This is a genomic window from Bacillus cereus group sp. BfR-BA-01310, from assembly GCF_022664325.1.
Lineage (GTDB): Bacteria > Bacillota > Bacilli > Bacillales > Bacillaceae_G > Bacillus_A > Bacillus_A paramycoides.
Window position 1 is genome coordinate 152,492 of record NZ_JAKUHD010000006.1, and the last position, 19,844, is coordinate 172,335.

Below are 19,844 nucleotides of genomic sequence, written 5' to 3' on the forward strand. Positions count from 1 at the left end.
AATAAAGCGCTCTCGATGGAATTCGAGGGCGCTTTATATTATATTGAAAGAGGGATTTGGTAGAAAATATGGGGGGATATTATGAAAATTCAAGTTGTATTATCAGGGTATGGGACAGTAGGAAGAGAGTTTATAAAATTATTAAACGAAAAACATTTATATATAAATGAAACATATGGAATTGATTTAGTTGTTAGTGGAGTGATAGGAAGAAATATTGCAATACATAATGAGGAAGGTTTGTCTATTAATGATTTATTGTTATATGGTGGCGGTACTGCTGCAATTGAAAAATATATAGAACATTATCCAGAGAATCGTGGAACTATTAATATAAATGGTACTGTTTTAGTTGAATCAACTGCTACAAATCTTAAAAATGGAAATCCAGGGAAACAGTACATGGAACAAGCTATTGAAAATCAAATGGATGTAGTAGCTATTTCAAAAGGCGCACTTGTTACAGCTTGGAGTGAACTGAATGAGGAAGCACGTATTTCAGGCTCACGTATTCGGTATAGCGGTGCAACTGCGGCTGCGTTACCTACATTAGACATTGGACAACTAAGTTTAGCAGGTTGCCATATTGAAAAGATAGAAGGAATATTGAACGGGACAACAAATTATATTCTTACAAAGATGTATGAAGAAGATAAAACGTTTGAAGAAGCGTTGCATGAAGCACAAAATAAAGGAATTGCGGAGACTAACCCATCATTAGATATTAGCGGGATGGATAGCGCATGTAAATTATTACTTTTGACGAATAGTTTAATGGGAACAGAGTATTCACTTAAAGACATACATATCGAAGGAATAGAAGACATTACAAAAGAACAAATTCAAAGTGTGAAGGAACAAAATAAATCTATTAAATTAATTGCATCAGCATATAAAGATGATGATGGAAAGATAAACTTAAAGGTACAACCATGTGATATAGAGAAAGAGCACCCGTTAGCAAATATAAATGATACCGAAAAAGGAATTACGTTCTTTACAGATACAATGGGACAAGTCACTACAATTGGTGGAGCTTCTAATCCACGCGGAGCAGCAGCGGCTGCTTTAAAAGATGTAATTAACTTATATCGTAAAGATTTGTAAGACCGTACCGCTATTAATAAAAAATACATATGTAGTGGACCTTTTGAGAATGAAATAAATATGCAAAAATAATTGCAGGGGGTAAGGAATTGTTTAAGGATTTTAAAGTTGTAAAAGATCGTCCCGTTTATATTCAATTGAAGGATTATTTGAAAAAGATGATTATGAAAGGGCATTTGTTAGGGAACCAGAAAATTCCATCAACCCGAGAACTGAGTGAATTATTATCTGTGAGCAGAAATACAGTACTCGCTGCTTATGCGGATTTAGAACAAGAAGGACTCATTTATGCAGTTAAAGGAAAAGGAAATTTTGTTGCGAAGGTGGATATAAGTAACACTTCGTCTGTTGAAATAGATTGGAAAAATAAACTCAATACAGTTACCGCATTAGCGGATGAATTAGATTTAATGAAACATGGTGTTCGCTGGGAAAAAGGAATGATTGTTTTTAATAGTATAGCCCCGGACGAAAAGCTATTTGATGTTGAAAATTTCAAAAGAGCTTTTCTTACTCGTATGTCCATTGAAGGGAATATCGTATTGAACTACGGATATGCAAAAGGTTATCGACCGTTAATGAATTATCTACTTCATTACATGGAAATGAAAGGTGTAGACATTTCGAACAAAGATATTTTAATTACAAACGGATTTACAGAAGGGTTAGATATTGTATTATCTTCTTTATCGAAGAAATCAGGGCGTGTTATTTGTGAGAATCCAACTCACCATGCTGCACTGAAGCTTTTTCGCTTACATGGACTTGAAGTTCATGGGATGGATATGAGAGATGATGGTATTGATACGAATCAATTAGAAAAAAGTTTGCGTGAAAAAGATTTTGATTTCGCGTATTTAATTCCTTCTTATCATAATCCAACCGGTATTGTTACGAGTTCGGAGAAAAGAACGGAATTGATGAGGTTATTTTCAAAATATAAGATTCCTATTATAGAGGACGGATTTAATGAAGAATTACGTTATTCAGGTTCACATTTAGCGCCATTATTAACTTTTGCTGGGGCTGGTAATAATGTGATTTATATTAGTAGCTTTTCAAAGGTACTTTTCCCTGGTTTACGTGTCGGTTGGATCATTGCAGACAAAGAACTGATTCATTATTTAGAAAGTGTAAAAAGAGCAAGGACCATTCACACATCAACGTTAGATCAAGCTGTTCTGTTTCAATATTTACATGAAGGATATTTTGAAAAATATTTAAAAAAGGCAAGATCTGTTTATAAGAAAAAATATGAGTTAGCTGTTGGGGCGTGTAATCAGTACATTCCGTTTAAAAGAATGACTGGAGATGGTGGACTTCATTTATTTATAGAATTGGAAGAAAAAATTCATGCCCGCACACTTTTACAAAAATGTTATGAGAAAGGAGTTACGTTTTCTCCTGGAGATGTTTTTTACTCTGATGGAGGAGGAGCGAACACTTTCCGATTAGGCTTTTCACGTTTGAAAGAAAAGGAAATTGTTAGCGGGATTCAAATAATTGGTGATACATTAAAAAATGAAATTTGGAGTTGAGAAGATGAGAATTGGCGTTATTATGGGAGGAGTATCCTCTGAAAAACAAGTATCAATTATGACTGGGAATGAAATGATTGCACATTTAGATAAGAGTAAGTATGAAATAGTTCCAATTACGTTAAATGAAAAAATTGATTTAATTGAAAAAGCGAAAGACATTGATTTTGCATTGCTAGCATTACACGGAAAATACGGAGAAGATGGGACAATTCAAGGTACGCTTGAGAGTTTAGGTATCCCTTATAGCGGGAGTAATATGTTATCTAGCGGTATATGTATGGACAAAAATATTTCGAAAAAGATTTTGCGTTATGAAGGAGTAGAAACACCAGATTGGATTGAACTTACAAAAATGGAGGATCTAAAGCTTGAAGAGTTAGATAAGTTAGGGTTTCCATTAGTGGTAAAACCAAACACTGGCGGATCGAGTGTTGGAGTAAAAATCGTCTATAATAAAAATGAATTAATTTCTATGCTGGAAACTGTATTCGAATGGGATTCTGAAGTAGTAATTGAGAAGTATATAAAAGGTGACGAGATTACGTGTTCCATTTTTGATGGAAAACAGTTACCTATCATTTCAATTCGACATGCAGCTGAGTTTTTTGACTACAATGCAAAATATGATGATGCTAGTACAATTGAAGAAGTTATAGAACTTCCAGCTGAAATTAAAGATCTTGTAAATAAAGCGTCAATTGCTTGTTATAGAGCATTAAAATGTAGTGTTTACGCTAGAGTTGATATGATTGTAAAAGATGGAATTCCATATGTAATGGAAGTTAATACGTTACCTGGAATGACAAAATCAAGCTTGTTGCCAAAAAGCGCAGAAGCAGCGGGAATTAGCTATAGTAAGCTATTAGATATGATTGTTGAAACGTCTTTACAAGTAAGGAAAAACGAAGGATTTTAATTTTTAAAAAATGATTGGTTTATTATTTTAATAGAACAATCCAATAAGTTTGACAGTTTCAAGAAGTATGCTATGATGAATACGAAAACTATATATTTATCCACTAGGGGTGCCTATAATAGGCTGAGATCAAAAGTGTTTTTGAGACTCTTAGTACCTGATCTGGTTAATGCTAGCGTAGGGAAGTGGAGAAGACGGATAATGATTAACGAATACGTTTTTGATGTCTATTTCACTTTCTTTACGCTTGTAAAGAAAGTTTTTTTATTTTACAGCACTAGAAACCAGGAGAAGTACTTATTATATAGTTTCAAAAGTAGACTTTTATTTATTGGAGGGATTTAAGTGTCTTTTTCACAGTCATTACGTAATGAAGTAAATTCTATTTGGGAATCGAGTTTCAATCATCCGTTTGTGAAAAAACTCGGAGAAGGAACACTAGATTTAGCTAGTTTCCGTTATTATGTGCTCCAAGATTCATATTATTTAAGTCATTTTGCAAGAGTGCAAACATTAGGTGCTGCAAAGGCCCTTGAATTAGAAACGACGGCTCGTATGGCGCATCATGCACAAAATACATATGAAGCTGAGTTATCATTACATAAGAACTTTGCTAAGAAATTAGGAATTACGAAAGAAGAAAAAGACAATTTTGTTCCAGCACCAACTGCATATGCGTATACATCCCATATGTATCGTGCTGCTTATGAGGGGCATTTAGGAGATATTATTGCAGCTATACTACCTTGCTATTGGCTATATTATGAAATTGGTGAACGTTTAAAAGGAAGTCAGCCAGAAGAACCAATCTATCAAGAATGGATTTCTGCATATGGATCGGATTGGTTCCGTACCTTAGTAGAAGAGCAAATCACACGATTAGATACTATCGCTGAAAAAGTAACAGAGGCAGACCGTAATCGTATGAGACAACACTTTATTATTAGTAGTCAATATGAATATTCCTTTTGGGAAATGGCATATACATTAGAAAAATGGCCGGTGAATGAAGAAGTCAAAGGTGTTTTTTAAAAAAGAGTATAGTGAAGGTATCGCTTTTTAAAGAGGCGATACCTTTTAATATATTTAGTTTCTGTAAACATTTTGTAAATTGTATATACATAATATAACGATTTATCATATAATCGTTTTGTATTATACTAGGCGATGTAAGGAGGGATGTATATGGTAAAAGTAATACGTGAAATATAAGAAAGTATTGGAATCTTTCATGAGGTTGGTTTATGTAATGTTATATTCGTATAATGCAATTAAAATGTTTCTTCTGAAGTACTTGGTTTTAAATTAATAAGATTGGGCTTTATAAAAATTAGCGAGCTTTTTTAGTTTTATTGATAATCAAGATAATTAATAAAGAGAGGAAGTATTCATAGTATGAAAAGATTACAATTATTAACATTTAATGATATAGTAGAACCCCTCTTAAATGAAAAAGTAGCATATATATATTTTCCAATTGAATGGCTTGATATTGTAGATATACATTATAGAACATTTTTATTAACGAGCAAATTAAAACTTTTAAATGAAAGATTGTATGATATGTTCTCTGACATATTATTCATTCAGCATAATCCATATATATTAAAGGAAGATACGCCTTGGATTGTTTCAAAAGAACCAATGAGACAAGAACAGTTAGACTATATTTTACAAAGTTGGTATGCGGTTATTCATGATTGGAAACCGAATAAATTAACAGATCCACCATGTTTAGAATGGCATTATGATTTAATATGTAATTTACCAGTATTACATGATAAAGAAACATATTCTAAATGGGTTCCAGCATTAATTACACATGTTTTTTGCGAACAGCCTGTACGTATGAATAATGAGAATGAAGAAGAAATATATTTTTCACCACTTCGATCACAAAATATTTGTGAAGCGATGTCAGAGCCAATTATAGATGAAGAAACACAAGATTATTTCGCTTATGTGTATCGGTTTGAATATATAACTCGTGGAGGCGAGAATATTCCACTTTTGAAAGTATCCATAGGGATTAGGCGATTTTATCAACAATATAATCATAAAGATATGTCTATACTTTTGAGTCGGAAACGCGGATTAATACTAGTTTCAACTCCTGAATTTGCATCGGAAAATAAAAGGCAGCGATTTGTAAAGTTAAAAGTGCAACAAGCGAAAAAAGGAATAAAGTGGATTAAACTTTATAGAAATTTAAAAGATGATTTTAAGATAGGAGGAGAAGTAGTGTTAGATCATATTCTTCAATATCCGAAAGAGTATATTGCGGGAACGAATGTAAGAGTGCTACTGCCATATAATGAAAAAATATATAAAGTTCAAGGAACAAAAATAAAATTTGGTATAAGAGTAAGAGATAAAGAGGAACTTTTTAATGAATTCCAGCGAAGTTTTCCATATTTCACATTGCTTCCAGAATGTGAAAAGATATTAACTAATACTGAAAATGAACAATTACCTTTATTTGCGCCAAAGGGATTAAAAACAATTACGTTAGAAGTATGGTCGAACGATATATTAATAGAGATAGAACAAGCGTTATTAGAAAGTAAAATAGTTCTGGCTCAGAATGATGATTCCACTTATTTATTAAATGCAGATGCTCCAGTTTTGTTGAAGATAGTGAGATGTAATATTGAGAAAGTGTTACAAAATCCATATCGCATGCAATATTGCCATAAATATAAAACAAATCTTGTTGACGATGTCGTGAAAGCTGTGCACGCTACAGCAGGAGAGCGAAATGAAACGACGTTAGCATTAATTGCAATAAAAAACTATGACGGGCGTGAGAAAATTGATCCGAAGCAAATTATTCGTGAAGGATTCGCTCGAACGAAACGTATTTCAACATTTATTAATTTATTTATCGGACAAAGTGTGTCTAAAGGAGAAATAATAACCGCAGTTTTTAGTTTGTTAGAGCAAAAGGGTTTCTTAAAGCATAGTTGGAATAAGATGGAATTACCAGGTACTTATGTAAATTTATCAATTGAGAAAATATATAAATTCGATTCCTTACCTATTTTTTCAAAAATAAATGGGACAGAAATTTCATATAAATTATACGGTCAAGCAGAGTGGAACACGATTGATCATACATTATTAAATATAGATAATTATAATGCGGTTGTACCCCAGCCATCTAAAAGAAATGATATGGGAGTTCGTTTTAAACAATTCGTGTCCGAAACGTTAGTTGAAATATTACAAGATGCGCAAAAGCGAAATGAAGATGTTTATTTTATTGTAGATGCAAATATGAGAAAATATTGGATAAAAGAGTTGCAAAATGAAACCATTGATATAGATGTTTTACCCGATATAATCTCGAATTCAAAAGAATATTCAAATTTAAAAGTAGTAAGAGTTAATACAACTTTTGATGTACCGAGTTATATTACTAGAGAACATAATTACGTTATAGATGAGAGTGGCTTATTTGCAGATCAAAAAGGAATGTATTATAGCACTAATGCGTACGTGTTAGAGTGTGATGAGACTGTACAGCAGTACATACTTGAAATTATCCCGTTAGGTGCAAAACCCGAAGAGAGAGACGACATCGCCAAATTGATACATTACATGTGTTGTAAAACAAGCTCGCTCACGGAAAGAAATATACACAAGACGTATTCGATGCAAATGGCTAAATTAATAAAAAATTATATTACGGATATAGATGCAAGAGAATTTAAAGAATTTAATGATGAATTAGATATGGATATAACGATCTTAGAAAAGGAAGATTCGTTGTTATTAATTTAAATATCAGTAAACAAATCCTGCTAGTTATAATGAGCAGGATTTGTCATTTTTCAATGTAAATATAGATATGATTTGTCATGTATATTTTCTTTTTCATATTTACTTTATTCACATACGGGATTAAGATGTTTTTTAGAAATACCACTATTGTATCACGAAGAGTTGCCTTAAAATATGAAATTCACTTTACAAAACTGAAAAAGAATTTGAAAGGAATGGGGAATGGTGAAAAAATTAGATGTACTATTAATGGTACTGAGCAGCCTCTTTCCAGTTGCAGGCATTATGAAGCAAATCCCTCTAGAGCAATCTTTATTTATTGGAGGGTTATTATTTTTCACTAGTTTTGGTAGTTATTACGCAAAAAAGATGTACTCACGAATATGTAGCTGGATAGCATACGCTTCATTTATTACATTATTGTTAGTCATTTGGAATCAATATGTTACAATGAGTTCGTTAATAGCGAACGCGAAAATCGCTGCATGTATCGCTTTAATTCCATGTATATTCCGTTTTCGTACATACGGGCTTACAGTAGGCTTACTCTCACTATGGTCTGCATTGTTATGGGATCTAAAAGAAATAAAGTCATTAGCAATTCTTGAGCGTATTACAAGTTTAATGACAACACATTATTCATATCTTCTGTTGCTAATGGGAGGACTTATATTTGGTGGATTACTTGCGATGCTATTGCACCGTAAAGAAAAAGATAATAACGTAGAAAATACAAATATATTTAAACAAAAAAAGAAACGCAACAAGCCAACATTTAAAATTCGTATTCCTAGATTACCAAAGTTTAAGATAAAATTATTTAAGTTTGGCGGAAAGTCTCCAAAACGAAAAACGCCAGAAACTATTTATGAGCGTAATTATGATAAACCAGTTGAAACATATCAAATGATAGAGCAAGAACAGCAACATAAAGTAGAAGCTATACAAGGACAAACAAGGATGGAACGTCGAAGAAATAGGTATAATGCATAGTAAAATTAGTTAACCCCTTAATGATTTATCGTAGAATTGATAGATTATTAAGGGGTTTTATATATAGTTCTTTAATACTTTGAATGGAAAATAGATTTCTAAAGAAATTTATAGCATACTTTAAAAAGTGAGACTTGAACAAAATAATGGAGGTGCCAAAATGCTTATTTTTACAATTATTTCTGTATGTATATTATTCTTAGTGAGCTTTTTACATGTATACTGGGCTTTCGGAGGAAAGTGGGGAACAAATAGCGTCATTCCAACTGAATTTGGAGAAAAAACGTTTACGCCCGGTACAGCAATGACATTATTAATTGCGCTACTATTAAGTGTAGCAGCAATAATTTTATTACTACAAGCGAAGGTTATTAGTTTTGCGGTTCCAAACGTTATTATTCAAATTGGCACATGGGTTTGTATGATTGTTTTTTTCATTAGAGTAGTAGGTGAGTTTAACTATTTTGGAATATTCAAACGTAAAAAGGATACTCCTTTTGCTAAAATGGACACTCTTTTATATATTCCTCTTTGTGCCTTCTTATCTCTCACATTTTTATTAGCAATTATCCAGTGAAAATATATAAACTCGTATTAGTTAATACATTTTAGTAATGTAAAGAAGTTGATATAACAAATGTTGAAATAGGTGGTTTCTGTGTAATCAGAAACCACCTATTTTATCCCGCATTAACGGGCAGCTTATCTCCCACCTCAAAATTCGATTGTAAAGCAAAGAAGCTAGGTGGGAGATAAGCTGCCCTTAAAAGCCCGATTGGTTCAACTAATAATCAGTGGGGGATGAAGCCCCCCACTGATTAAAGTTTCACTTTATATGAGTGCAAACATTGATCTTCAAAAGATATTATTTCTAGAATAAGACACCAATTTAAAAACTAAAATAAGGTTGCAAGTAGAAACGTGCACATTTTTTGTTGGGATAGATTTTAGTTTGGAGTTCTAAGATTGTTGCATTTCTTTTATTTTTTTGGTTCCCAAAATACAACTAATAATTGCAAGTATTGCACTTGAAGATATAAAATTTACAGTCCAATAAATTCCTGTACCAGTAATTAAGTCGATAATTACAAATTTTTTAATTGCCGAACCTTGTATAGTATGAAAAATAAATTGGTTGTTTTTGTTGTCCAATGTTGTCACGTCCCTTATCTTTTTTTAATACATATGACAAGGTAGGCTTGTTGTAGTCATTTAATCTCAATGAAATGATAAAGAGCAATAAAAAGAGCAGCTAGCAAAATGTGAAGTATGTAAAAGTCTGTATGAATGGTGGAAGTGAGCACAAACTCTCGATGACTTTAGATCATTTTGAAGAACTTATTACTACAGAGAATGGGTTACTAGAAAATATATTAGTTTGTATTGAAAATGTAATGATTAACCCTACTAATATTTCTTCTGTAGTAGAAATAATTGGCGTGCCAGCTTAATTTATGGAAGTTTAAGGAGAGCAAAATAAAAAACATCCATTAAGGTGTTTTTTGTTTATGATATAGAAATTGTACTTTAAATATATGAAAAGAAGTTTTGTGATTATGTAGAATAGCAAGAGTACGTTGATACAGAAAAAACTTTTCTAGCGTGTTAGTTACCTCGATGTGTATCTATCTCTTTGGCACCTGGGCGAGGGTGCTTTTTTTATGCACATTTTAACAAGGTACAAGCATATATTACGTTATAGGACAAGTTCTTCGTGTTCTATTCAATACTCAGAGAAAACCTCTAATCACATGAGGGCATCCAATTGCAAGGATGCTCTTTTTTGTTTGTAAAAAGTGTAGCTTCATTAGAATAATAAGAGGAGTAGCAAAATACCACTTACAATAAAACCGACATGTACTCATGTGTATTTAAGAAAAATCACTACGAATTCTTCTACGTAAAGTATGAATCAATAATAAAGATCTAACTAGAAACAGTATTGCATTTGAATCATAGCAAGGTTAAGTAAAAGAGAAATCCGAAAGATTTCTTTAATCTTAGATCTTAAACTTATCTTTAACATTAATAAATATTAAAAATAATATTATGGCAGATATTAAGTTAGACAAGTAGAATTCTTGGTGAAACAGTAGCTCAAAGATGACATCGAAAGTGTATAGCAAACCAATTACCGGAAATATACAAATAAATAGATATCTCCAATTTTTTAAATATTGTTTGTAATTAATAAGTACTTTCTCCATAGATTTTGCTCCTATAATTTTTATTTTCTATATAATTATACATTTAAATAAAAAGATTTACAAAGCGTTTTAAAAATAAATAAAAATTACCGTTAATATATCACTGTACTAATATGAATTTTAAAATAGATATAATCTATAAAAAACTTTAAAACATCTACACTAAAATGATACACTATAATCTACGTTATTTTAGTAATGAATTGAGGGATTTACATGATAGATAAAATTAAAAATGTTGTTGATGAAATGTATGAGGATGAAGCAAAACAATTACTTCAAAGTATTCTTATACAGTTAGATCTATTAGAAGAAAACTATAGTGAAGATACAATTAAACACTTGATGGATATTCCTAAGCAACTAACGAGAAATAAATCTTATAAAAGGAATGTAAAAGAAAGCACACACGTACATATCGCTTTTGATGATTCAACAGCTGGGTGCTTAAAATATATGTTAGATCAAGAAAAACTACATGAAGAGAGTGTTGTTGCATTCTCTGAATTCTTTTCAATTGGACCGATACATATGTTACATAAGAATAAAGGGCAACTAGCAAGGCAGCAATGGCTATTAAACAACTTAACTGCTTATGATAGTTATTTTGAAGAAGAATATTTACCAAGATTTATGGAAACTTTAGAAGAACTACAATCTATACCTAATGAAACGCCTATTACAATTTGGAAGGCAAATAATGCCCATGAGCATGTGGGCCTTTGTTTTGTAATTGCTCAATTAAAGGATAAGAAAAATATTCGTGTTATAAATACATCTGAAGCGAACAAAAACATATTCATCCAAGAGTATGATATACGTGGAACGGGAGAATTATCGCCTGAAAGTTTAGCTACTTTCCAAAAAAGCTTTGTAGAATTACCTTATTTAACTACAGAGAACAGAATAGGTCTTGAGAATGAATGGAATCATTTATCGAATCGTACAGAGTTTTTAAGAGTTTGGACCGATAATGAAGTGCATTCTGTACAAGAAGACCATTTTGATCAATTCATTATTGATTGTGCGAAAAGAGTGGGTGCTGACAAAGGGTTCCTTAAAGCTCCGAGAGTGATTGGCGAAGCGCTTGGCCTTGTAGAACAATTAGTTGGGGATACGTTTTTAGAGTATCGCTTAAAAGAATTAATTAAACAAGGATTATTTGAATTTGAAGGTTCACTAAAAGAAATGCGTTTTTATAGTGTGAAGTTGAGATAATAATAAATACATGTCGCTTTATGAAAAGCTCGTATTTTTCAAAATACGAGCTTTTTTGAGTTGAATTTGGGCTATATATAAGCTTCCTATAGATGCCATATCACATATTAATGTTAAAGGTAATAAGTGAAAAGAAGGTGATTTTTTATTATGTATAACCAACAAAACTACTCATATGATCAAGCGATGTATTATAATCCACAAAACTATGGATATGAATCTACAAATGAAGTTAGAGATGTTGAACATGAAGATTATAGACCAGATGATGCGGAAGATGCTCCAACATCACCACCTCCGTCACAAGCTCCGTCGTTACCTTCCACATTCTCTGCTCCTGCGCAAGCAGGAAATATGAAATCATTGATGTGTAACTGCCTAGGAAGATGGGGATATTTACGTTTGCATCGTCCTGGTCCATTCGGAAGAGACTTATGGTTCTTTCCGACAGAAGTAAGAAGAAGCGGAGTATCAGGATACACTTGGCAAGCTGGTCGTCGCCGTAAAGTAAGTTATCGATATCAACAAATTAGTAATTTTATGTGCTTCGCATAGAAGGAAGTGAGAGGGTAGAATGATTTTACTCTCTCACTTTTTTATTTTTCAATATACAAAGTAAGATTTTGGTTAAAAATTTACAATTTTCTAGTTTTTTCTGAAGTATAATTCAAATGTTGGGTTGATTTTTAAAAACAATTGAAAGTGAGGGAATGTAATGTCCATGAAAAACAAGGTTGGCCGAAAAATAGAGGATGGCATTAATTTGGCTTCTGCTCAGTTTAAAGAAGATGCATACGAAATTTATAAAGAATCGCGAAAAGTGCAACCTATTTTATTTGTTAATAAAGTCGAGATTGGTAAAGAATGGCTCATTACTAGATATGAAGATGCTCTGCCACTTTTAAAAGATAATCGCTTGAAAAAAGATCCAGCTAATGTATTTTCTCAAAATAGAATGAACATGTATCTTTCTCTTGATAATAGTGATCATTTAACAACGCATATGTTAAATTCAGATCCTCCTAACCATAATCGTTTACGATCTCTAGTACAAAAAGCGTTTACCCCGAAGATGATTACGCAATTAGAAGGGAGAATTCAGGAAATCGCGGATGATTTAATAAACGACGCCCAGCAAAAAGGTACATTAAATCTTGTAGATGATTATGCGTTTCCATTACCGATCAATGTAATAAGTGAAATGCTCGGTATTCCAAAAGAGGATCAAGCAAAGTTTAGAATTTGGTCGCATGCTGTCATTGCCTCCCCAGTAACACCTGAAGAAATAAAAGATACTGAAAAGCAACTATCTGAATTTATTACATATCTTCAATATTTAGTTGATGTAAAACGACAAGATCCTCAAGAAGATTTGGTCAGTGCTTTAATACTTGCGGAAAGCGATGGACATAAACTTAGTGCTCCGGAGCTATATTCAATGATTATGTTACTTATCGTAGCTGGACACGAGACGACAGTGAATTTAATTACAAATACGGTATTAGCACTTCTAGAAAATCCGGATCAGTTACAGTTATTAAAAGAAAATCCAAAACTAATTGATTCAGCTATAGAGGAAGGATTACGATACTACTCACCAGTTGAAATTACAACTGCAAGATGGGCGGCTGAGCCGTTTAAAATTCACGACCAAACAATCCAAAAAGGAGACATGGTTATTATTGCATTAGCTTCAGCAAACCGTGATGAAACAGTATTTGAAAACCCAGAAGTATTCGATATTACACGGGAGAATAACCGTCACATTGCATTTGGTCATGGTAGCCATTTCTGTTTAGGAGCGCCACTTGCTAGGTTAGAAGCAAAGATTGCTATTTCTACTTTGCTAAAACGTATGCCTGGACTACAAATAAGTGGTAATCGTGAAGAAATTAAATGGCAAGGTAATTATTTAATGCGTTCATTAGAGGAATTACCATTATCTTTTTAGAATAGTTATATTGAGACATGCATACATCACATATGATTTACATAGAGTATGTATGTGTTATTTAAATTCGAAACGGAAGGGTGAAGACATCCCAATGATCAACTAATTCTATTTGTAAGAGATCTTCGTTAAAAAACGAAATATTCTTCTGAATAGGATTAGTATGTACATTTATAGAAAAGGGATGAATTTCGCACTGCGAATATATAGTCTTTTTATCTGATTTGTGCTGCCTCCTGTTCAGTATGCGAAATAGGAGGCTTTTTTATGTCGACGACTGTAGAAACGAAACAAAATCATGGGGTATCAGAAGTATTAAAAAATCGATTTGTTCAAGGTATTCTTGCTTCAGCATTATTTTTACAAATTGGAATATGGGTTCGGAACTTTGCGGTATTATTGTATGTTATGGAAATGACGAAAGGTGATGCTTTCGCTATTTCCATGATTTCAGTTGCTGAGTTTGCTCCAATTTTTATCTTCTCCTTTATAGGTGGAACTTTTGCAGATAGATGGAAGCCGAAAAGGACAATGATATGGTGTGAAACTTTAAGTTCTTTATCAGTGTTCGCAGTATTAATTACTCTTATGTTTGGTACGTGGAAAATAGTGTTTTTTGTTACGCTCATTTCGGCAATCCTTTCACAGTTTTCCCAACCATCTGGAATGAAATTGTTTAAACAGCATTTATCGACAGAACAAATTCAGTTAGCGATGTCAATATATCAAACAATATTTGCAATATTTATGGTATTAGGGCCGATTCTTGGAACATTTATCTTTCACGGTTTTGGAATCTACATTTCAATAATAACAACTGGTATCGCATTTTTACTTGCAGCAATTGTACTATTATTTCTTCCGAAAGATCTTGAAAATGAAGAAGGGAAGACAGAAATCAGTCTGTTACAAGAAATGGTGGATGGTATTAAATATGTAAAAAAGAAAAAAGCATTAACTTTGCTCGGTTTATGTTTTATGGCAGCTGGACTTGGTATAGGCCTTATTCAACCGCTTGGAATATTTATTGTGACGGAACAACTAGGATTATCAAAAGAAAGTTTACAATGGTTATTAACAGTAAATGGTGTGGGGATGATTGTTGGTGGAGCTTTAGCGATGGTATTCGCGAAAAACGTTGCCCCGCAAAAGATGTTAATTGTAGGTATGCTTGGCCAGGCAATTGGGATTGGTATTATAGGCTATTCCACAAATTTATGGGTTACACTTACTGCACAACTTTTTAGCGGATTAGCTTTGCCGTGCATTCAAATAGGGATTAATACTCTCATTATTCAAAATAGCGATACGGATTTTATTGGACGGGTAAATGGTATTTTAAGTCCACTATTCACAGGTTCAATGGTAGTAACGATGAGTATTGCTGGTTCACTAAAGGAGCTGTTTTCACTAAGTACGATGTATGAGGGGACGGCTCTATTATTTGTTATTGGATTATTGTTTATTTTACCTATATACAATTTAAAGCCAGTAATAGAAGTAGAAAGTGAAATGAATGGTAAAGGAAGTGCTGTGCAACATGAATCCTAATCCAAATGTTAAATACCCAATTGAAGGAAATCAAAACGTTCATTTTATAAAAAATACAATAACGAAATCTAATATACTTGTTGGTGACTATTCTTATTTTGATGCGAAGCATGGGGAAACATTAGAAAATCGAGTATTATATCATTATGAATTTATCGGAGATCGTCTCGTTATTGGAAAGTTTTGTTGTATTGCATCTGGAGTTACCTTTATTATGAACGGAGCGAATCATCGAATGGATGGATTTTCGGCGTATCCTTTTAATATCTTTGGGAATGGCTGGGAGAAATTCACGCCTGATTTGTCTGATTTACCGTATAAAGGAGATACAGTTATAGGAAATGACGTTTGGATTGGTATGGATACAACTATTATGCCTGGAATAAAAATTGGAGATGGTGCAATAATTGCAGCTAAATCTGTTGTGACTAAAGACGTCGCACCATATACAATTGTTGGTGGAAACCCTGCAAATAAAATAAAAGAGAGGTTTTCAAATGCAATAATAGAAGAACTATTGCAAATTCAATGGTGGCATTTTGATATTGAGAACATAACTGAAAATATCGATGCTATTGTACGAGGGGATATAGGATCATTAAGAAAGTTAAAAAGGTAATAAAAAATGCATGACAAAAAGTATCATACCTCCGAATTTTGTTAATGATAAAAGAACAAGGAGGTGTGATACTATGGCACAAGACGTTTTATGTGAAGTAAACAACTGTAAATTTTGGGCTAACGGTAATAAATGTAGTGCAGACGCAATTTATGTAGTAAGTCATAAAGGGCAACAAGCATCTACAACTGAAGAAACAGATTGCAAAACTTTTAGTCCAGAAGTGTAAGTTTTTTTAAAAGGGTAACCAAATCACGGTTGCCCTTTTATTAATTATATTATTGATAATAAATCTCATTTTCATTCATGTTTTTATAAATATTTATATTTTTTTCATGAGAGATAGTATCCAATTTAGTTCATGTTCAATACGCGATCTACTAAATTCAACAACTTCTGTAATAAAAGGGGCAACACCATCGAGTGATTGGATAGATATAAGCTGCTTATGAAGAACATCATGGCGCATAGTTAAAATTTCTTTTCTTGCCTCGTAATCAAGCTTTTCGAACAAGGCGATACGAACAAGAAATTCAGCATTGTTTACCGCAATTTTTTCAGGGAAATCTCTTAGCATTTCATAAAATATCTCTTCACCTGTTTCTGTTATTTCATAAATATTTCGATTTGGTTTTCTAACTTGCTCATGAATTTCTTTCGTTATGGCACCCATATCTTCAAAGCGCCGAAGAGCAGGATAAAGCATGTTATGGTTTAATTCAAAATTCTCACCTAAACGATTTTGGATATTTTTCTTTATTTCATATCCATGTTTTGGTCCAGTCGTTAATTCTGCCAGTAGTAAAATATCAACATACATAAAAATCCCCCTCATAATATTTCTCAAGTTCCTATTTGAAGATTTCAGCTTTGTATATGTTAAAATAACATATGTTAGATTATACACCTTTGAACTGCCGACCTATCACTTTTATTGTAAAAGAAAAGGGAGGAAAGAACTATGGATTCACCTGAAAATGTTATTTTAGTTCATGAAATTTCAAAGCTGAAAACAAAAGAAGAGTTATGGAATCCGTATGAGTGGTATCAATATATGAGAGATAATCACCCAGTATATTATGATGCAGAGCAAGATGTATGGAATGTTTTTTCATATGAGAATGTTAATCGTGTTCTATCAGATTATCGATTGTTCTCGAGTAAAAGAGAGCGCAGACAATTTTCAATTCCACCTTTAGAAACTAGGATAAATATAAACTCTGTTGATCCCCCAGAACACCGTAATGTACGTTCAATCGTCTCTAAAGCATTTACTCCAAGAAGTTTAGAACAGTGGAAACCACGAGTACAAGCTATTGCGAATGAACTTGTACAACATATAGGAGAATATAATGAGGTTGATATTGTTGAACATTTCGCGGCAGCTTTACCTGTAACTGTTATATCCGATTTATTAGGGGTACCCACAACTGATCGTAAACAAATTAAGGGATGGTCTGATATTTTGTTCATGCCATATAGTAAAGAGAAATTTAATGATTTGGATACGAAAAAGGAAATCGCTTTAAATGAATTTAAAACGTATCTTCTACCGATTGTTCAAGAAAAAAGATATCATTTAACCGATGATATCATTTCAGATTTAATACGAGCTGAATATGAAGGTGAAAGATTAACAGATGAAGAAATCGTCACTTTTTCATTAGGACTATTAGCTGCCGGTAATGAAACGACTACTAATTTAATTATTAATAGCTTTTATTGTTTTTTAGTGGATGCGCCTGGAACATATAAAGAATTACGAGAAAAACCGAATTTGATTTCAAAAGCGATAGAGGAAGTATTACGATATCGCTTTCCTGTTACATTAGCTCGTCGTATAACTGAAGATACGAATATCTTTGGACCTTTAATGAAAAAAGACCAGATGATTGTTGCATGGGTCAGTGCAGCAAATTTAGATGAACAGAAGTTCCCACAAGCTTCTACTTTTAATTTACATCGAGTAGGAAATGAAAAGCATTTAACTTTTGGAAAAGGGGCTCATTTTTGCTTAGGTGCACCGCTTGCACGTTTAGAAGCTGAGATTGCATTAAATACTTTTATAAATACTTTCGAAAAAATAGAGTTATCTCCATCTTTCTGTTTAGAAGAATGTATACTCGAAAATGAGCAAACATTAAAGTATTTACCTATTCGTTTAAAAACTAAATAAAATGTTCGACAAGGTGCATACATTTGCATCTTGTTTTTTGTTTCTCAATTGTAGGTATTTTAATCCTTTCGTAAGATGGAAGTGTATGGAAGAAAAGAGAGGAGAGATACTCATGTTAACGTGTAATGGAAGTAAGACGTTTCAAAAGTTTATAAATGGTGTAACTGATCTTATGGATAGTAGGTTACATGAGGAACAAATAGTAAGTAAAATTGAAAAATTACTTGAAAAACTTTTAGAAAAGAAAACATGGCTTCCGCTAGAAAAACAAAAAACGGATGCAGCTCAATATGCACGTCACTTACTATATGAAGATCCATTAAAACGTTTTGAAGTATTAGCTCTTGTATGGAAAGAGGGGCAAGCTACGCCTTTACATGATCATGATGGCACTTGGGGAGTAGAAGGGGTTTTTTCAGGAAGAATAATGGTTCGAAACTTTTTACAAACTAAGCAACTTGGAAGTTCTCTATTTCATTTAACACATACAGGTAATATTTATTTAGGAGAAGGAGAAACAGATAAAGTGATTCCACCTGCTGATTGTCATATTCTTGAAATAGAAGAAAACGAAAGAGTTGTTACGATCCATATTTACGGAAAGCAGTTAGAAAAGTTTAAAGTATTTATCCCAACCAAAGAAAAAAATGTGTACATGTGTGAGACGAAATATATTACTTATAATTCATAGTTAAAAATGCAAAGCTTTCTTTAAAATAGAAAAGCTTTGCATTTTTAATTTTATTTATTAATATCTCTTGACCTGAAACGCTTTTCATAAATTATAAATAAGAAGTACTTAACGAGTTCAATATGAAAACGATACCTTTTTTCGTTAAATAGATCTCGTGTATTTATAGAAAGTGGTGAAGAAATAATGAAATTAATTGCAATTGACTTAGATGGGACCCTTCTTTCCGGTAATAAAATGATTAGCAAAGAAAATGCAGAAGCAATTCGAAAATGTCAGGAAGCAGGACATGTCGTGGCAATTTGTACAGGGCGTTCAATCGTTGATATTGAACGATTATTGTTAGAAGTTAATTTAGAGTGTCCAATTATTGCGGAAAATGGTGCACTTATTTATAAAGATAAGAAAATGATGAAAAGATATCCAATTCAAAATATCCAGGCCCTTGAAATTGTTGAATACCTTGAAGAAAGTGGCATATATTATCAGCTCTATACTGATAAAGGAGTATATGTACCTCATTACGGAACTGAAAGTGTTCTTAATGAAATTGAGAATGTGAAGAAATCAAATTTAGATGTTGATTTACAAGAGCTAGAAACGATTGCCGCTTTATATATTGAGCATACTGCATTTCATAATGTTGAAAGTTGTAAGGAAATTGTAGAAAGTGATCTATATGTGCATAAACTTTTACCATTTTCTTATGACATACAAAAGTTAAAACAGCTAAAAGAAAAATTTAAACATAATAAAGAATTAGCAATCACATCTTCATATTGGCATAATTTAGAGATTAACCATTATAATGCACAAAAAGGTAAAGGCTTATATACTTTAGCAGAACATCTCAATATTCCATTTGAAAATACTGTAGCGATAGGTGATGGACTAAACGATGTTTCAATGATGGAAAAAGCAAATATATCAATTGCGATGGGAAATGCAGTTGATGAAATAAAGGAAATTTGTCATTTCGAAACATTATCAAATGAAGAACATGGTGTTGCACATGCTTTATATAAATATGTAATGTAACAAGAAAGTAAAAAAGAATCCAAAAAGGATTCTTTTTTACTTTTTATTAGGGG

Annotated in this window: 20 protein-coding genes and 1 riboswitch; of the genes, 17 read left to right on the forward strand and 3 right to left on the reverse strand. The window is 32.4% G+C overall.

What is annotated here, in order from left to right; genetic code table 11:
• The first annotated feature begins 81 nt into the window (after nucleotides 1-81).
• The 7 genes from MR109_RS14980 (at nucleotide 82) to MR109_RS15010 (ending at nucleotide 8,917) form a co-directional block, all read left to right on the forward strand.
• Complete coding sequence (locus tag MR109_RS14980; RefSeq protein WP_242272709.1) at nucleotides 82-1,107, forward strand: homoserine dehydrogenase; 1,026 nt, start codon at nucleotides 82-84, stop codon at nucleotides 1,105-1,107.
• An 89-nt stretch (nucleotides 1,108-1,196) separates the two neighbouring features.
• The gene (gene pdxR / locus MR109_RS14985; RefSeq protein WP_025149131.1) at nucleotides 1,197-2,645 is read left to right on the forward strand and encodes a MocR-like pyridoxine biosynthesis transcription factor PdxR; all 1,449 of its coding nucleotides are present in this window, start codon (nucleotides 1,197-1,199) and stop codon (nucleotides 2,643-2,645) included.
• A gap of 4 nt (nucleotides 2,646-2,649) precedes the next feature.
• On the forward strand, nucleotides 2,650-3,564 hold the full coding sequence (locus MR109_RS14990) for a D-alanine--D-alanine ligase (protein ID WP_071719575.1): 915 nt from the start codon (nucleotides 2,650-2,652) through the stop codon (nucleotides 3,562-3,564).
• A 95-nt stretch (nucleotides 3,565-3,659) separates the two neighbouring features.
• Nucleotides 3,660-3,765: riboswitch (TPP riboswitch) on the forward strand.
• A 144-nt stretch (nucleotides 3,766-3,909) separates the two neighbouring features.
• On the forward strand, nucleotides 3,910-4,596 hold the full coding sequence (gene tenA / locus MR109_RS14995) for a thiaminase II (RefSeq protein ID WP_048370850.1): 687 nt from the start codon (nucleotides 3,910-3,912) through the stop codon (nucleotides 4,594-4,596).
• 363 nt (nucleotides 4,597-4,959) lie between these two features.
• The gene (locus tag MR109_RS15000) at nucleotides 4,960-7,347 is read left to right on the forward strand and encodes an RNaseH domain-containing protein (RefSeq protein ID WP_242272710.1); all 2,388 of its coding nucleotides are present in this window, start codon (nucleotides 4,960-4,962) and stop codon (nucleotides 7,345-7,347) included.
• Between the two features lie 225 nt (nucleotides 7,348-7,572).
• Nucleotides 7,573-8,340 (forward strand): DUF3959 family protein, encoded by a 768-nt coding sequence (locus MR109_RS15005; RefSeq protein WP_242272876.1) that lies wholly within the window; start codon nucleotides 7,573-7,575, stop codon nucleotides 8,338-8,340.
• Between the two features lie 160 nt (nucleotides 8,341-8,500).
• Nucleotides 8,501-8,917 carry a DUF3995 domain-containing protein gene (locus tag MR109_RS15010; RefSeq protein ID WP_025149125.1) on the forward strand — a complete coding sequence of 139 codons (417 nt, stop codon included), beginning with the start codon at nucleotides 8,501-8,503 and terminating at the stop codon, nucleotides 8,915-8,917.
• Nucleotides 8,918-9,300: 383 nt separating this feature from the next.
• Here MR109_RS15010 and MR109_RS15015 read toward each other — a convergent pair whose 3' ends face one another.
• A complete protein-coding gene (locus MR109_RS15015) occupies nucleotides 9,301-9,492 on the reverse strand; it encodes a hypothetical protein (RefSeq protein WP_071719414.1) in 192 nt (63 codons plus the stop codon).
• Nucleotides 9,493-9,602: 110 nt separating this feature from the next.
• Here MR109_RS15015 and MR109_RS15020 point away from each other — a divergent pair, with 110 nt between their 5' ends.
• Nucleotides 9,603-9,791 carry a hypothetical protein gene (locus tag MR109_RS15020; RefSeq protein ID WP_242272712.1) on the forward strand — a complete coding sequence of 63 codons (189 nt, stop codon included), beginning with the start codon at nucleotides 9,603-9,605 and terminating at the stop codon, nucleotides 9,789-9,791.
• A 549-nt stretch (nucleotides 9,792-10,340) separates the two neighbouring features.
• Here MR109_RS15020 and MR109_RS15025 read toward each other — a convergent pair.
• A complete protein-coding gene (locus tag MR109_RS15025; RefSeq protein WP_098474346.1) occupies nucleotides 10,341-10,547 on the reverse strand; it encodes a hypothetical protein in 207 nt (68 codons plus the stop codon).
• 216 nt (nucleotides 10,548-10,763) lie between these two features.
• On the opposite strand from MR109_RS15025, the gene MR109_RS15030 reads away from it, so the two are divergent.
• The 6 genes from MR109_RS15030 to MR109_RS15055 all read left to right on the forward strand — a co-directional run bounded on the left by MR109_RS15030 (nucleotide 10,764) and on the right by MR109_RS15055 (nucleotide 16,115).
• Complete coding sequence (locus tag MR109_RS15030; RefSeq protein WP_242272715.1) at nucleotides 10,764-11,765, forward strand: DUF1835 domain-containing protein; 1,002 nt, start codon at nucleotides 10,764-10,766, stop codon at nucleotides 11,763-11,765.
• A 150-nt stretch (nucleotides 11,766-11,915) separates the two neighbouring features.
• Complete coding sequence (locus MR109_RS15035) at nucleotides 11,916-12,320, forward strand: hypothetical protein (RefSeq protein ID WP_071719418.1); 405 nt, start codon at nucleotides 11,916-11,918, stop codon at nucleotides 12,318-12,320.
• A gap of 160 nt (nucleotides 12,321-12,480) precedes the next feature.
• Nucleotides 12,481-13,716 carry a cytochrome P450 family protein gene (locus MR109_RS15040; protein WP_242272717.1) on the forward strand — a complete coding sequence of 412 codons (1,236 nt, stop codon included), beginning with the start codon at nucleotides 12,481-12,483 and terminating at the stop codon, nucleotides 13,714-13,716.
• Between the two features lie 267 nt (nucleotides 13,717-13,983).
• Nucleotides 13,984-15,267, forward strand: a complete 1,284-nt coding sequence (locus MR109_RS15045) for an MFS transporter (protein WP_048376603.1) — start codon at nucleotides 13,984-13,986, stop codon at nucleotides 15,265-15,267.
• Entirely contained in the window at nucleotides 15,257-15,886 is a 630-nt protein-coding gene (locus tag MR109_RS15050) for a Vat family streptogramin A O-acetyltransferase (protein ID WP_025149118.1), read from the forward strand. Before MR109_RS15045 ends, MR109_RS15050 begins: the two co-directional genes overlap by 11 nt.
• 73 nt (nucleotides 15,887-15,959) lie before the next feature.
• Entirely contained in the window at nucleotides 15,960-16,115 is a 156-nt protein-coding gene (locus tag MR109_RS15055) for a DUF1540 domain-containing protein (protein WP_002172190.1), read from the forward strand.
• 93 nt (nucleotides 16,116-16,208) lie between these two features.
• Here MR109_RS15055 and MR109_RS15060 read toward each other — a convergent pair whose 3' ends face one another.
• A complete protein-coding gene (locus MR109_RS15060) occupies nucleotides 16,209-16,706 on the reverse strand; it encodes a PadR family transcriptional regulator (protein ID WP_048376605.1) in 498 nt (165 codons plus the stop codon).
• Between the two features lie 141 nt (nucleotides 16,707-16,847).
• On the opposite strand from MR109_RS15060, the gene MR109_RS15065 reads away from it, so the two are divergent.
• The 3 genes from MR109_RS15065 to MR109_RS15075 all read left to right on the forward strand — a co-directional run bounded on the left by MR109_RS15065 (nucleotide 16,848) and on the right by MR109_RS15075 (nucleotide 19,791).
• Nucleotides 16,848-18,062 carry a cytochrome P450 gene (locus tag MR109_RS15065; protein WP_242272719.1) on the forward strand — a complete coding sequence of 405 codons (1,215 nt, stop codon included), beginning with the start codon at nucleotides 16,848-16,850 and terminating at the stop codon, nucleotides 18,060-18,062.
• Between the two features lie 112 nt (nucleotides 18,063-18,174).
• The gene (locus tag MR109_RS15070; protein WP_242272721.1) at nucleotides 18,175-18,753 is read left to right on the forward strand and encodes a cysteine dioxygenase family protein; all 579 of its coding nucleotides are present in this window, start codon (nucleotides 18,175-18,177) and stop codon (nucleotides 18,751-18,753) included.
• A gap of 186 nt (nucleotides 18,754-18,939) precedes the next feature.
• Complete coding sequence (locus MR109_RS15075; protein ID WP_071719423.1) at nucleotides 18,940-19,791, forward strand: Cof-type HAD-IIB family hydrolase; 852 nt, start codon at nucleotides 18,940-18,942, stop codon at nucleotides 19,789-19,791.
• The last annotated feature ends 53 nt before the right edge of the window (nucleotides 19,792-19,844 follow it).